The organism is Planococcus sp. CAU13, assembly GCF_000775575.1.
Taxonomy (GTDB): domain Bacteria; phylum Bacillota; class Bacilli; order Bacillales_A; family Planococcaceae; genus Planococcus.
The window spans coordinates 1-14,168 of sequence record NZ_JRGN01000005.1; the positions used below are offsets into that span (position 1 = coordinate 1).

The following is a 14,168-nucleotide window of genomic DNA, read 5'->3' on the forward strand; positions in this document are numbered from 1 at the left end:
GTCCAGACTCCAGCGCCTAGCTCTTCGGGACATAAGACAGCCCAGCTATGCGGCAAAGGACGCCGCTCCGCTGTTCTGTCTTATGCCTGTCAGAGCTGTACAGGCGCTTGCGCTTTTCTTGTTATCTCAGAGATTTAGGGTTCAATGCATCCTTCAGACCTTCACCGATAAAGTTAATGGAAAGGATCGTCAGTGTAAGAACCAGCGCCGGCGGCATCCATATCCATGGCTTGCCCTGCAGCACATCCGGTTCATTGGCTGATGACAGCATATTGCCCCAGCTCGGAACAGACTGCGGAACGCCGAAGCCCAGATAACTGAGGGCAGATTCGACAACAATCATACTGGCGAAAATCAATGTCGCCTGAACAATGATCGTCGACATGACGTTCGGCAGCAGATGCTTTCTGATTACTTTCAACGGCGAGCAGCCGATGGACAAAGCTGCGAGTACATATTCATTCTCTTTTTCTGCCAATATCTTGCTTCGCACCAGACGTGCAACACCGCCCCAGCTGAGAACACCGATGACGATAATCAGTACGGACACTCCATCGATCGTATCACGCAAAATTGTGTTCAACACAATTACAAACACAAGAAATGGAAAGTTTAAAACAAAGTCAGTGAATCTCATCAGGATGTTATCGACAAATCCTCCGAAAAACCCTGCAATCGATCCCACTAATGTTCCCAGTGTTATGACCATCAATGTGGCGCTGAATCCGACAAGCAATGAGATTCGTCCTCCATAGAACAATCGGGTCAAAACATCCCGTCCACTTTTATCCGTGCCCAGAATATGCTCACTGTTCGGTGGAATATTCATGGAACCGATGTTCACCCTTGATACATCCGGTATCGGAGATAAATATGGTGCAAGAAATGGAGCGGCAAATGATAACGCTGTTACAAGCAATATAAAGAACGTACTGACCATAGCCAATTTATTGCGAAGGAACTTCTTGCGGGCAATCTGCCATGGAGACAAGCTGCGTTCCGGCTTCTGTTGTTGGGTTAATGTGTTTGATGATGCCATTTTGCTTCCTCCCTATTCCAGACGGATTCGTGGATCCACGATTCCATACAGTAAGTCTGCGATCAAATTACCTGCCAATGTCAGGAACGACAAGAGCATAGTCAAAGCCATCAATGTTGGATAATCACGGTTGGTTACCGAATCCAGGAACAGCATCCCGATGCCCGGGTATGTAAAAATAGTTTCAGTGATGATTGCCCCACCGATCAATGCAGCAAAATCAAACCCAAGGAACGTCACCAGGGGAATGATCGAGTTCCGCAAAATGTGTACATTGTAGATTTTCTTTATTGGCGTACCTTTCGCTCTTGCAGTACGTACAAAATCCTTACGGGAGTTCTCAATAATATCGTTGCGAAGGAATTGCGTATACGAAGCAGTACTCATTGCCCCGAGGACAAGTGCAGGCAGCAGGACGTGATGCAGTCTGCTCAGATAATATTCTGCCGAGCCGGTTTCAACCAGAATGTCAACCGAACCGCCAAATGGGAACCAGTTCAGATTGAATGCAAAGAAATAGATTGCAAATACAGCAGCAACAAAAGAAGGAATGGCGAGCATGATGTAGTTGATGCCGGCAATGGCATTATCGCCGAGTGTATAAGGTTTCCGTCCGGAATACATCCCCATCATAAATGCCAGAATATACGTGATGATCAGAGACATGATGCCTAAAAACAAAGTGTTCGGCACTTTCTCCATAATGACATCAAATGCCGGTCTCTTGTACTTGGTCGATTTACCGAAATCTCCCTGCACAAAGCCGGTGATCCAATTAAAGTACTGTACGGGCAGCGGGTCATTATAGCCCAGCTTTTCTCTCATTTCAGCAATATATTCCGGGTTTGTATTGTTCGGGTCGATTTCTCCGCTCAATGAATCTCCAGGCATCAGTTTTGCCAATGAAAACACTACGATGGAAATAAGGATGAGCATAGGGATCATTCCAAGCAATCTTCTAATCGAATATTTTAACATATATACTCTCCTTGTCTGTAAAGTTCTCTGCTGCACTCTTCGGCACGGTAAGAGTAATTTGTGCCAAACGTCCCTTACCGTGCATAAGAGCCCTATATAATTTTTCAACGATGGGCTGAAGTCAGCCCATCGTTGAAGGTTTGGTACTAGTATTATTCAGTTACGAACCATTCAGCCGGGCTGTTTGAGCCGGATACATCATATTCAACTCCGCCAACACGATTGTTCAAAGCAACGATTTCTTCAAGCTCAGCAATGTAAAGCATTGGAAGGTCTTCGTTGACAATTTTTTGCCATTCGATGTACAATTCAGTACGTTTGTCCTGATCAGTGCCAACGATATCGATGTTCAAAGCATCGTCAAGCAATTTATCTGCTTCAGGGTTGTTGTAGCGCGGGTAGTTCCAAAGCTGATCAGCTTTCCATAATCCTGATGGATCCGGGTCAGCGCCAGTTCCCCAACCGCCGAAGAATGTTTCGATAGCTGGATCATCTTTTTCGATCATGTCATAGTACAAGTTAACTTCCACCATTTCCAATTCCGATTTCAAGCCAACTTCTTCAAAGTACTGAGTGATTGCCTGAGCACGGGATTCGAAAGTCGGGTTACCTGTTGCATAGTGTGAGAATTTAACAACAAATTCATCGCCGTTTGGATCTTCACGGAATCCGTCGCCGTCCTGGTCTACATAGCCGGCTTCATCAAGCAAAGTTTTCGCTTGTTCAGGGTCGTATTCATAAGTGTTCAATTCGCTGTCGTCAGCAGAGTTCCAGTGAGAGCTTGGTACTGGAGCGTTTACAACGTTCGCATAGCCGAAGAAGAATGCGTCAACCCACTCTTGGCGGTTCAGTGCATACATCATCGCCTGGCGAAGCTGTTTGTTCTGGTATTTCGGATTTTCTTCAACGATTGTTTGTGATTCGTTATCGAATTTACCAAGCTTGAATCCTACATAGTAGTAAGAAAGGCCAGGGTAAGTGATTACTTCAACATTTTCCAATGGCTCAACTTCTGGTCCGGAAACCGGCTGAAGTGAGATCATGTCGATGTCGCCGTTTTGCAATGCACCAACAACAGAAGAGTTGTCAACTACGCGCAATACGATTTTGTCAAGGTTTACATCGCCGTTCCAGTAATCTTCGAATTTCGAGAATTCTACAGATTCACCTTGAACGATTTTATCAACTTTGAAAGGCCCGATTCCGATTGGATTCGTGATTACAAATTCAGAAGCTGACATTTCTGCTACAGGAATATCGCCCATAGCTGCTTCAGGAAGAGCATAAGCCCAAAGGTTTGTTAAGTTGTTTACACGAGCTTCGTCAAACGTGATATTAATTTCATAATCACTTACAACTTCGATTCCAGAAATGGAATCTGCTTCTCCAGCGCGGAATGCTTCAGCGCCTTCGATTGTTGAAACGTTTGTATAGCGGGGACCATCATAGTCCGGGCTAGCGATTGTTTCCAAAGCGAATACCCAGTCATTAACTGTAAGTTCTTCGCCGTTATGCCATTTTACGCCTTCTTCAAATTTGAATGTGAAGGCTTTATTGTCTTCAGTTTCCCATGAAGCGATGTTAGGAACTGGTTCAAGATTTTCGTTATAGTCGATCAATGGCTCATCAAAGATACCAATTACTTCAGCATCAGTTGCAATGCCGTAAAAAGCAGAAGAGAATAATCCTTCAGGTGGAGCGTCAAGTCCATAAACTAGAGTACCGCCTGCTTGTGCTTCGCCTTCAGCTGCGCCTTCAGTGTCTTCATCAGTTTCTTCCGTGTCTGCTGGCTCTGCCGGATCTGGTGTTGTCGTCTCGCCGTCATCTCCGCCACAAGCTGCAAGGAATGCAGACAGGACAAGAATCAAAGCGAAAAGCCATAATAACGATTTGTTCTTCTTCATGATTTTCCCCCTATAATTTTAATTTGATCAATACAAGACGCAAGCAACGTGATGGCCAGGCCGCACTTCTTTCAATGGCGGCTTTTCTTTCGAGCAGATTTCCATTGCCATCGGGCACCGTGTGTGGAACGGGCAGCCGGTTGGAGGATTTTGCGGGCTTGGCACATCTCCTTCAAGCACAATCCGTTCTTTCTTGATCGCCGTATTCGGTTCCGGGATCGCGGAAATCAGGGCTTGTGTATAAGGATGCAGCGGCTCCTTGTATAAATCTCTATTTGAAGCAACCTCAACGAGGCTGCCCAAATACATGACACCAATCCGATCACTCATATGTTTTACGACACTGAGATCGTGTGCGATAAACAGATAGGTAAGATCGAATTCAATCTGCAATTCCTTTAGCAGATTGAGTACTTGCGACTGGACGGAAACGTCTAGCGCCGAAACCGGCTCATCCGCCACAATCAATTTTGGATTCAACGCAAGTGCACGGGCAATCCCGATGCGTTGACGCTGGCCGCCTGAAAATTCATGGGCGTATTTATAATATGCCGCTTCCGGCAGTCCAACCCTGGTAAGTAACGATTTTATTTCCTGCTCCAGCTCTTTCTTATTGCGTTTCTCGTAATTGAGAATCGGTTCAGCGATAATGTCGCCGACCATCTGCATCGGATTGAGTGAAGCATATGGATCCTGGAAAACCATCTGGAAATCACGGCGGGCACGCTGGAGCTTGGACCCGGAAATTTTCGTGATTTCCTGTCCTTCGAAAAGAATCTTTCCGCCTGTCGGTTTCATCAGCCGGAGGACAGTTCTTCCGGTTGTTGACTTACCGCACCCCGATTCACCAACAAGACCGAGTGTCTCGCCTTTACGGATGGTGAATGAAACATCATCTACCGCTTTAACATGGCCGATTGTGCGTCTGAAAAAACCGCCGGTCACCGGATAATATGTTTTTAAGTTCTGTACATCGAGAAGAACGTCCCGATTCTCGAGGCTGTCGATTCTCTCTTGGATAAAGTCTCTAGTTGTCATGCCATGGACGCTCCTTCTCTTTGAGATTTTGCATCTGCCGGCCAGCTGTTTTCATAGAGCAGGCAGGCAGCTACGTGATTATCCCCAACTTCGCCAAGCCTTGGTGTAACTGTCATGCAGGACGGCATTGCAGCTGGACATCGGTTTGAGAAGCGGCAGCCGACTTCCGGCATATTCATGACAGAAGGCACCAGGCCATCGATGGTTGCAAGCACTTCCACATCCTGATCCATTCTCGGAATGGCTTTCATCAAAAGATCCGTGTAAGGATGCTTTGGATTATTGAATAATTCATCAACCGTAGCTCTTTCCACAATTTTTCCTGCATACATGACCAGTACCTCGTCACAGATTTCAGCAACTACACCCAAATCGTGTGTGATCAGTATGATTGCCATGTCGTTCGCTTCCTGAATCCCTTTAAGCAAATCCAGAATCTGGGCCTGCACAGTTACATCGAGTGCTGTAGTCGGCTCATCGGCAATCAGCAGTTTCGGCTGGCAGGCGATCGCCATCGCAATCATGACCCGCTGGCGCATCCCCCCTGATAACTGGTGCGGATATTCTTCCACGATTTTATCTGCCCGAGGAATTCCGACACTTTTCAATAAGGATACAGACCGGAGCCGCGCTTCCTTTTTCGAAATTTTTTCGTGGTTCAGAATGACTTCTTCAATTTGATAACCGATTGTAAATACCGGATTCAAGGAAGTCATCGGTTCCTGGAAGATCATCGAGATATCTTTTCCGCGTATACTGTTCATCTTCTTATCCGACAGTTCGGAAATATTCTGGCCCTCGAATTTTACTTCGCCGCCGCGGATTTTACCGATTCCCGGAGGCAGCAATTGCATAATGGACAGCGACATAACACTTTTTCCGCAACCGGATTCTCCAACGACCCCGACAATTTGCTTTCGTTTAACTTCAAATGAAACTCCTTCAACTGCATTGTAGAAGTCGCCATCGATTTTAAAACCGGTTTGAAGATTTTCTACCTGCAATAAGGGTGTTTGATTATGTAATGGATTTTTAGCTGACATGCGAACACCTCAAGATTCTTTTTTTCTTTTTTTTCTGTTAATTCAACTTTTATAAAGTTTATTACAAAAACATTACATAATCAATGACTTTTTTGTAATTTTAAAAATTGATTGTCAATTCAGACTCAAAAAAGGTAAATTTTCCTTGTTATATCAAGGTTTAACGGATTAATTAATATTGTAAACTTATTTACCCGAATAGGTTTAAAAGCCGGATTTTCTCTTTTCGGCAAAAAAAAATATCCTGCATTAAATGCAGGATATCGTTCACTTACTCGTATTTTTTGAAAACAAGCGACGCATTATGTCCGCCAAAACCTAAGGAATTGCTCATAGCATAAGTAAAATCAGCTTTTCTTGCTTCATTTGGCACGTAATCCAGATCAAGCTCTTCATCAGGTGTTGAATAATTTATTGTCGGTGGCATAATTCCCTCTTTTAAAGCAAGAGCTGTAAAAATGGCTTCGATGCCGCCGGCTGCGCCAAGCAGGTGGCCCGTCATCGATTTCGTTGAACTCATGCCAAGTTTATAGGCGTGTTCGCCGAAAACTGTTTTCACAGCCATTGTTTCAAACAAATCGTTATATGGGGTGCTTGTGCCGTGGGCATTGATATACCCGACAGAAGTTTTATCAACGCCGCCATCGTTCAATGCCTGTTCCATGGCACGGGCAGCGCCTTCCCCTCCAGGTGCGGGTGCTGTGATGTGATGGGCGTCTCCGGTGGAACCATAGCCGACAACTTCCGCGTAAATTTTTGCCCCGCGGGATTTGGCGTGTTCGTATTCTTCAAGAATAACGATTCCTGCCCCTTCTCCAACGACAAAACCATCACGGTTTTTGTCAAACGGCCTTGAAGCGGTATTGATATCAGGATTCGTGGTCAACGCCGTGTTCGCCGTAAAGCCGGCTACGGACAGCTGCGTGATCGGCGCTTCGGCTCCCCCCGAAATCATGATATCCGCATCTCCGCGCTGAATGACACGGAAAGCGTCGCCGATTGAGTTTGTACCTGAAGCGCAGGCGGTAACGGAACAGGAGTTGATGCCTTTTGCACCAAAATGAATAGAGACCTGGCCGGATGCCATATCAGGAATAATCATCGGAATCAAAAACGGGCTGATCCGGCGCACTCCTCTTGTATTCAACACATTCATCTGAGTTTCAATCGTTTCCATGCCGCCGATGCCGGAACCGATCCATACGCCGGTTCTGAGAGCCGTTGCTTCGTCAAGCTCTATTCCAGCATCTTTCATCGCCATAATGGAAGAAGCCAGCGCATAATGTGTAAAACGGTCCATTTTTCTCGCTTCTTTTTTTTCTATATAATCTTCCATCGAGAAATCTTTTACTTCAGCTGCGATCTTAGCAGTATAATCATCCGGATTCAGCCGGGTCAGAGGCCCGACTCCAGACTTCCCTTCTTTGATAGCTTCCCAGGTTGTTTCAATATTATTTCCAAGCGGTGTAACCGCTCCAATTCCAGTAATTACTACGCGACGATTCGCCATTATGATCTATCCTTTCGCATTCCTGATTATTTGCCCCAGCGCATTGCAATGCCGCCCCAGGTTAAGCCTCCGCCAAATCCGACCATGACGATTACATCGTCATCTTTGATTCGTCCTTCCTCCACATCTTCCACAAGAGAAATCGGAATGGATGCTGCTGAAGTATTGCCGTATTTATGGATGGTTTTGGACATTTTTTCAATCGGCAGTTCGAGACGCTGCCTAGATGCTTCCATAATTCTGATATTTGCCTGATGGGGGATCAGAAAGTCAACGTCCTCTTTAGTAAGCCCTGCTTTCTCAATAACATTTACAGCAGACTCGCCCATCTGGCGCACAGCAAATTTGAACACTTCCCGCCCATTCATTCTCAGATATTCATCCTGATACAAATGTTTTGCGCCGCTTCCGTCGGCCCCCAGTTCAAAAGACAGGATGCCGCGCCCTTCGGAAACTTTTCCGATTACTGCTGCTCCAGCTCCGTCACCGAACAGGACGGCTGTGTTGCGGTCTTCCCAATCCGTGATTTTCGAAAGCTTTTCCACTCCGACCACCAGCACATATTTATAAACATCCGAATCGATGAATTGCTTTGCCGTTACAACTCCGTACATAAAACCTGCACATGCTGCCGAGATATCCATAGCCGCCGCATTAACAGCTCCGATGCCCTGCTGAATTACAGTGGCCATGGAAGGAAATGGCTGATCTCCCGTCACTGTCGCCACCAGGATCAACCCGACTTCTGCGGGGTCGATTCCCGCATCTTCAATCGCTTTTTGTGCAGCTTCGCTCGCCATATGGGATGTATCCTGCTCATCACCTGCGATCCGGCGTTCTTCTATCCCTGTCATTGTTCGGATCCATTCATCGGAAGTCTCCATCCGTTGTTCGAGCTCGAAATTAGTCAGTATTTTTTCAGGGAGGCATCGCCCAATTCCCAGTATGCCTGCATTCATATGATTTCCCTCTTTTCAGCTTGCTTTGAATGTTTAGTACCTGGTATTAATAATACGTCATTGAAATCTATATTTCAAGTTGCCGACATATTTCCGACAAAATCTTTGAAGAATGATGAAACTTTCTTTCTGCAAAGCGGAAGCTATGCTATGATTAACCTAGACATTTTATGCAGAGGTGAAACAGATGCAATTTATCGGAACTTTTTTCTGGTCAGCTTTATTGATTTCATTACTGAACTACGTTGTCAGTGCTGTTCAAAACGTAGAATTTAACTTTACTCTGGGATTAATCCTATCCCTCGTAGTTTCCGTCTTTATTTTCATCATCGGTTCAATCATTCCTGATTCACCGGCGCCGGAAAAACATTAAAAAAGATAAAAAGAAGCGCAGGCCTATATGGCCTACGCTTCTTTTTTCGTTATCTTCAATTGATTGTCTTCTGCCATTTCAAGGTGCATAACGGTATTCGGCAAAGTTTCACCTTTGATCAATTCACGTGCTATCCCTGTTTCAATTTCACGCTGGATAAACCGTTTCAAAGGACGCGCACCGAATAATGGATCTGTTCCTGCCTCCAGGACATAGCTGATGACAGAATCGTCGACTTCGAGTGTAATTTCCTGCTGCTGCAGACGCTGCGCCAGTTCGTTGATCATTTTCCTGGCGATATAATAGAAATGGCTGTTGTCCAGCGCATGGAAAATGACGATGTCGTCAATGCGGTTCAGCAGTTCAGGTTTGAAGTGTCTGCGAAGTTCCATCATGACAATATCTTCTATGTCATGTTCATCAGTGCCCGCCTGGATATGCGAAGAGCCGATATTGGATGTCATGATGACAACGGTGTTCGAGAAGTTGACGAGCCTTCCCTGGCTGTCGGTGATTCGGCCGTCATCCAGAATCTGCAAAAGAATATTCGCGACATCCGGATGCGCTTTTTCAATTTCATCCAGCAGCACGACGGAATAAGGATTTCGTCTTACCGCTTCGGTCAATTGGCCGCCTTCTTCGTAGCCGATGTAACCTGGAGGCGCACCGACCAGTCGTGAGACACTGTGTTTTTCCATGTATTCGGACATATCGATCCGGATAATATGATTTTCTGAATCAAAAAGGTTTGCTGCCAAAGCTTTCGCAAGTTCCGTCTTCCCGACGCCCGTAGGTCCAAGGAAAATAAATGAACCGATCGGTTTCTTCTCATCTTTTATGCCGGCGCGTGCACGCCAGACCGCTTCCGTTACGAGCGCAACCGCTTTGTCCTGCCCGATGACTCTTTCTTTCAGCGTATCGTCGAGCCGCAACAATTTTTCGCGCTCACCTTCCACGAGTTTCGTAACAGGGATGCCTGTCCAGCGCGCCACGATTCCCGCGATTTCCTCTTCTGTCACTTCTTCGCGCAGTAATCGCTCAGCTGCGCCTGCTGCCAGTTCGTTTTCCAGCGCAGCCAATACCTTTTCAAGTTCCGGGATTCGCCCATGCTGCAGTTCGGCGGCTTTGCTGTAATCCCCTTTGTTCTCGGCATCCTCCAGCTGTCGGCGGTACACATCCAGCTGCTCCCGTTTTTCCTGTATTTTTTTCAGTGATTCTTTCTCTTCCATCCACTGATTTCTCATCCCTGCAGAAGAGTCTTTCAATTCCTTGATTTCTTCACGCAATGTCTCCAGACGAGTTTTGCTGGCGGCATCTTTTTCTTTCATCAATGCCTGCTCTTCAATTTCCAATTGCATCAGCCGGCGGGTGACCTGATCCAGTTCCTGCGGCATCGAGTCAATTTCCGTCCGGATCATGGCACAGGCTTCATCTATCAGATCTATCGCTTTATCCGGCAGGAAGCGCTCTGTGATATAACGGTCCGACATAGCAGCTGCTGCCACTATTGCACGGTCATGTATGCGGACGGCATGATGCAGTTCAAAGCGCTCTTTCAAACCGCGCAGAATCGACACCGTATCTTCAACTGACGGCTCACGTACAAGCACCTGCTGGAACCGGCGTTCAAGAGCGGGATCTTTTTCGATATGCATGCGGTATTCGTCAAGCGTTGTCGCGCCGATGCAGTACAATTCCCCTCGTGCAAGCATGGGTTTCAGCATATTCCCTGCATCCATGGCACCTTCTGTTTTACCGGCACCGACGATTGTATGGATTTCATCAATGAACAGAATTATTTGCCCTTCGCTGTCTTTCACTTGCTTCAGCACCGCTTTTAACCGTTCCTCAAATTCACCCCGGTATTTTGCCCCGGCAATCAGAGCGCTCATATCCAGTTCATAAATAACCCGTTCTTTCAATCCTTCCGGCACATCATTACGGACAATGCGCTGGGCCAGCCCTTCGACAATCGCCGTTTTCCCGACGCCCGGCTCTCCGATGAGAACGGGATTATTTTTCGTTTTACGGGAAAGGATGCGGATAACATTGCGGATTTCTTCATCACGCCCGATGACCGGATCCGCTTTTCCTGATTTCGCCTGTTCCACCATATTGCGGCCATATTGCTCCAAAGGCGATTTTTGCTGTTCGTTATTTGCAGCGAATTGAACCAATTTAATCCCTCCCAATATTATTTGACCTTTTTTGACTAATTATATTATAAGGATTATTTGAAAGGGATGCAAATGATGGCTTCAAAAAATAAAAGCCTTTTCGGAAAAAACTTCCGAAAAGGCTTCCTGAATATTATCTGACGCCAAGCGCCATTTTTGCGTATCGTGACATATGTTCCTTGCCCCAAACCGGCTGCCAGACGATTTTTACATCGACTTCTTCCACTTCAGGCAGTTCATATAATGCCTGTTTGACCATCTGAACAATTTGAGGTCCCATTGGGCAACCCATTGAAGTTAAAGTCATTGTAACCACTGCAAATCCATCTTCTGATAATTCAACGTCATAGACAAGGCCCAAGTTTACGATATCAACACCCAGTTCAGGGTCGATTACCGTCTCAAGAGCACCCATCATGCTGTCTTTCATCTCTTGATCCATGACTATCCCTCCTTTTTTCTGCTACTGTCATCTTAACAAATTTCGGGACGAAATGAAATTGACATGCTTATTCCTTTAAATGTTCAGCGAGCCATTCCGTCGCGGCAAGCATTCCAGGACGGCTTACCGCATGCCCGGTTTCTTTTTCACGGATGAATTGAAGGTTCTTTTCCGCATCTTCACCGTAGGAAGCTTTTAATTTTTTATAAAAATCATAGGTCGGCCCAAACGGCACAATGATATCCTGTTCGCCGTGCCAGAAATAGAGCGGGCGGTTATTGAACGTCTCCATTTTTTTCGTGCCGTCGAATTGTGCCAGCGTAGCCAGCATTTTGGCGCGTTCTTCTTCAGTGATCGGCAAAGTGAACCCCCGCGATTCAAATTGGGCCATCTGGGCATTTGCCAGTTCGACGTAGTTCGGAGCACCCATCATGATTGCAGCAGTGGAAATCCACGGGTAAACGGTAAGCGCACCGAGAGTCGTGATGCCTCCCATTGATGTGCCCGCCACTGCCGGTTCGCCTTTCACCAATTGTTTTTCCTGAGCGATTTTATGTATGTGGCCTATTTCTTCTATAGAAGTCAAAACGATTTCCCAGAAACGCAGACTCAGCTGGATGGCGTCCTGCCCTTCTTCCCGTTCACCGTGAAGATGCGCATCCGGCAATAATACACGAATTCCTTTATCCGCCAGCTGGAATGCATAATGCAGATTATGTTCTTTGGCACTCATATGGCCGTGAAGAAAAATGACTGTGGGAAGCTTTTTGCCTTCCGCATCGTCCGGAACCACATGCAGCAATGGGATGCCTTCCCATATTTCCTGGATAATTTTCACTTGCTGGATACCTCCTTTTTATCTAATCTTACCAATACTCGTCTATTATTTCATGTAAAACCGCTTCTTTCGAGAAATGAACAGAAGAGCCGCCACTCAAGTTTCTTTGACTAACCCTTCCCCTTATCGCTAAACTGTATATAGATAGAAAGGAGACGTGTTAAATGAAACAGCATTTAATCGTACTTGATCTGGATGGTACTTTATTGACAGACCAAAAAGTAATTTCTGAAAAAACCAGACAAACGCTTGCAAAAGCGATGGCAGAAGGACATCAGGTAATGATTGCGACGGGACGGCCTTATCGTTCCAGTGAACCTTATTATAAACAATTGGGCTTAACGACTCCGATTGTGAATTTCAATGGTGCGTTTGTTCACCATCCCTCTGATGACAGCTGGGGAAGATTCCATACGCCAATCGGGCTTAATACCGTACATGAAGTTGTGGAGTCGATGCATAATTATAATTTCCATAATATAGTTGCCGAAGTACTGGACGATGTTTATGTACACCACCACGATGAAAAGCTGATGGACATCTTTAAATTTGGAGACCCTTTGATTACGACAGGAGATTTGCGAAATTACCTGAAAGTGGATCCCACATCGATTCTCATCCACGCTCCATTTGAAAAAGTCGGCGAAATCCATGACCATTTGAACCAGGTGCACGCGGAAGTGATTGACCACAGAAGATGGGGAGCTCCGTGGCACGTCATCGAGATTGTCAAAAGCGGTCTCAGTAAAGCCGTCGGACTCGATCAGGTTTCAAAATCACTGGGCATATCAAGAGAAAACATCATTGCTTTCGGGGATGAAGACAATGATCTTGAAATGATCGACTATGCCGGAGTGGGAGTAGCCATGGGCAACGCCATCGATCCATTAAAAAATATAGCCAACGAAATCACTTTAAGCAATAATGAAGATGGGATAGCTGAATTGTTGATTGACCGCTTAAACTTAAAATAGGAAAAGGGGAAATGAAATGAGATTATTCGCTGACAGTGCATCAGATTTGCCGAAAGAGTTTTTTGAAAAGGAAAATGTGGAGCTGTTTCCATTAAGGGTCCATATCGGAAATGAAGAATTCGAGGATATCCGGACCATCCATTCAGCAAAAGTATATGAAGCGATCCGCAACGGCATCCATCCGAAAACATCGCAGGTCTCGCCTGATGAAATGCTTAATGCCTTTGAAAAATTGGCAAGAGACAAGGAAGAAGGCTTTTATATCGCGTTTTCTTCAGAATTATCAGGTACATACAGCACCGCGGTGATGACGGCAGACCAGGTTCGTGAAGAATACCCCGACCTTAAATTGACGATTCTCGACACGAAAGCGGCTTCCCTCGGTTACGGACTGCTCGTGAAAGAAGCGGTAAAACTGCGTTCACAGGGCCATCCGCTGAAAGAAATTATCGAACGCGTCAAATTCATGGCAGACCATATGGAAAGCCTGTTCACAGTAGAAGATCTGGATTATATGGCAAAAGGCGGCCGCATATCAAAAGGCAGCGCATTTGTTGGCGGACTGCTCAACATCAAGCCTCTATTGCATGTGGAAGACGGCAAACTGGTGCCGATCGAGAAATTGCGGGGCCGGAAAAAAGTGGTCAAACGCATTGTCGAATTGATGGAAGAACGCGGCGAACAGCTTGAAAAACAAATCATCGCCATCAGCCATGGCAATGACGAAGAGTTCGCCAATTTGATGAAAGATGCCATCGAAGAACAATTCCATCCGAAAAGTGTGGAAATCTACATGATTGGCTCTGTCATTGCCGCCCATACAGGACCGGGCACACTCGCTGTCTTCTTTTCCAACAAACTGAATTCTTAAAAATCAAAAACCCGGCAGAGAA

The 14,168-nt window shown here is 45.9% G+C and carries 13 protein-coding genes; 3 read left to right on the forward strand and 10 right to left on the reverse strand.

The window, feature by feature from the left end:
* Positions 1-121 precede the first annotated feature (121 nt).
* The 7 genes from opp4C to KW93_RS00150 all read right to left on the reverse strand — a co-directional run bounded on the left by opp4C (position 122) and on the right by KW93_RS00150 (position 8,471).
* The gene (opp4C, locus tag KW93_RS00120) at positions 122-1,039 is read right to left on the reverse strand and encodes an oligopeptide ABC transporter permease (RefSeq protein WP_033540914.1); all 918 of its coding nucleotides are present in this window, start codon (positions 1,037-1,039) and stop codon (positions 122-124) included.
* Between the two features lie 12 nt (positions 1,040-1,051).
* Positions 1,052-2,017: an oligopeptide ABC transporter permease gene (opp4B, locus tag KW93_RS00125; RefSeq protein ID WP_033540915.1), complete on the reverse strand. Its 966-nt coding sequence runs from the start codon at positions 2,015-2,017 to the stop codon at positions 1,052-1,054.
* Positions 2,018-2,169: 152 nt separating this feature from the next.
* Positions 2,170-3,921: an oligopeptide ABC transporter substrate-binding protein gene (opp4A, locus tag KW93_RS00130; RefSeq protein WP_033540916.1), complete on the reverse strand. Its 1,752-nt coding sequence runs from the start codon at positions 3,919-3,921 to the stop codon at positions 2,170-2,172.
* Between the two features lie 27 nt (positions 3,922-3,948).
* Entirely contained in the window at positions 3,949-4,959 is a 1,011-nt protein-coding gene (locus KW93_RS00135) for an ABC transporter ATP-binding protein (protein WP_052131393.1), read from the reverse strand.
* Positions 4,956-6,002, reverse strand: a complete 1,047-nt coding sequence (locus tag KW93_RS00140; protein ID WP_033540917.1) for an ABC transporter ATP-binding protein — start codon at positions 6,000-6,002, stop codon at positions 4,956-4,958. The genes KW93_RS00135 and KW93_RS00140 overlap by 4 nt, the downstream gene beginning before the upstream one ends.
* A 271-nt stretch (positions 6,003-6,273) precedes the next feature.
* Positions 6,274-7,512 carry a beta-ketoacyl-ACP synthase II gene (gene fabF, locus KW93_RS00145; RefSeq protein WP_033540918.1) on the reverse strand — a complete coding sequence of 413 codons (1,239 nt, stop codon included), beginning with the start codon at positions 7,510-7,512 and terminating at the stop codon, positions 6,274-6,276.
* A gap of 26 nt (positions 7,513-7,538) precedes the next feature.
* The gene (locus tag KW93_RS00150; RefSeq protein WP_033540919.1) at positions 7,539-8,471 is read right to left on the reverse strand and encodes a beta-ketoacyl-ACP synthase III; all 933 of its coding nucleotides are present in this window, start codon (positions 8,469-8,471) and stop codon (positions 7,539-7,541) included.
* 187 nt (positions 8,472-8,658) lie between these two features.
* Between KW93_RS00150 and KW93_RS00155 the strand changes: the two genes are divergently transcribed.
* Positions 8,659-8,844, forward strand: coding sequence for a YjzD family protein (locus tag KW93_RS00155; protein ID WP_033540920.1), 186 nt, complete (start codon positions 8,659-8,661; stop codon positions 8,842-8,844).
* A gap of 32 nt (positions 8,845-8,876) precedes the next feature.
* On the opposite strand, the gene KW93_RS00160 is transcribed toward KW93_RS00155, so the two are convergent.
* From KW93_RS00160 to KW93_RS00170, 3 genes are all read right to left on the reverse strand, one after another.
* Positions 8,877-10,958, reverse strand: coding sequence for an ATP-dependent Clp protease ATP-binding subunit (locus tag KW93_RS00160; protein ID WP_081986895.1), 2,082 nt, complete (start codon positions 10,956-10,958; stop codon positions 8,877-8,879).
* Positions 10,959-11,154: 196 nt separating this feature from the next.
* Positions 11,155-11,463 (reverse strand): metal-sulfur cluster assembly factor, encoded by a 309-nt coding sequence (locus KW93_RS00165; RefSeq protein WP_033540921.1) that lies wholly within the window; start codon positions 11,461-11,463, stop codon positions 11,155-11,157.
* Between the two features lie 67 nt (positions 11,464-11,530).
* Positions 11,531-12,301: a prolyl oligopeptidase family serine peptidase gene (locus KW93_RS00170; RefSeq protein WP_033540922.1), complete on the reverse strand. Its 771-nt coding sequence runs from the start codon at positions 12,299-12,301 to the stop codon at positions 11,531-11,533.
* Positions 12,302-12,465: 164 nt separating this feature from the next.
* Here KW93_RS00170 and KW93_RS00175 point away from each other — a divergent pair, with 164 nt between their 5' ends.
* Together KW93_RS00175 and KW93_RS00180 are read left to right on the forward strand one after the other, a co-directional pair.
* Positions 12,466-13,275 (forward strand): Cof-type HAD-IIB family hydrolase, encoded by an 810-nt coding sequence (locus tag KW93_RS00175; protein ID WP_033540923.1) that lies wholly within the window; start codon positions 12,466-12,468, stop codon positions 13,273-13,275.
* 16 nt (positions 13,276-13,291) lie between these two features.
* Positions 13,292-14,146 (forward strand): DegV family protein, encoded by an 855-nt coding sequence (locus KW93_RS00180; protein WP_033540924.1) that lies wholly within the window; start codon positions 13,292-13,294, stop codon positions 14,144-14,146.
* Positions 14,147-14,168: the final 22 nt, after the last annotated feature.

Excerpts from the sequence above, each read along its gene's own strand:
- opp4C (WP_033540914.1), bottom strand. The coding sequence starts at position 1,039 with ATGGCATCATCAAACACATTAACCCAACAACAGAAGCCGGAACGCAGC.
- opp4B (WP_033540915.1), bottom strand. The coding sequence starts at position 2,017 with ATGTTAAAATATTCGATTAGAAGATTGCTTGGAATGATCCCTATGCTC.
- opp4A (WP_033540916.1), bottom strand. The coding sequence starts at position 3,921 with ATGAAGAAGAACAAATCGTTATTATGGCTTTTCGCTTTGATTCTTGTC.
- KW93_RS00135 (WP_052131393.1), bottom strand. The coding sequence starts at position 4,959 with ATGACAACTAGAGACTTTATCCAAGAGAGAATCGACAGCCTCGAGAAT.
- KW93_RS00140 (WP_033540917.1), bottom strand. The coding sequence starts at position 6,002 with ATGTCAGCTAAAAATCCATTACATAATCAAACACCCTTATTGCAGGTA.
- fabF (WP_033540918.1), bottom strand. The coding sequence starts at position 7,512 with ATGGCGAATCGTCGCGTAGTAATTACTGGAATTGGAGCGGTTACACCG.
- KW93_RS00150 (WP_033540919.1), bottom strand. The coding sequence starts at position 8,471 with ATGAATGCAGGCATACTGGGAATTGGGCGATGCCTCCCTGAAAAAATA.
- KW93_RS00155 (WP_033540920.1), top strand. The coding sequence starts at position 8,659 with ATGCAATTTATCGGAACTTTTTTCTGGTCAGCTTTATTGATTTCATTA.
- KW93_RS00160 (WP_081986895.1), bottom strand. The coding sequence starts at position 10,958 with ATGGTGGAACAGGCGAAATCAGGAAAAGCGGATCCGGTCATCGGGCGT.
- KW93_RS00165 (WP_033540921.1), bottom strand. The coding sequence starts at position 11,463 with ATGGATCAAGAGATGAAAGACAGCATGATGGGTGCTCTTGAGACGGTA.
- KW93_RS00175 (WP_033540923.1), top strand. The coding sequence starts at position 12,466 with ATGAAACAGCATTTAATCGTACTTGATCTGGATGGTACTTTATTGACA.
- KW93_RS00180 (WP_033540924.1), top strand. The coding sequence starts at position 13,292 with ATGAGATTATTCGCTGACAGTGCATCAGATTTGCCGAAAGAGTTTTTT.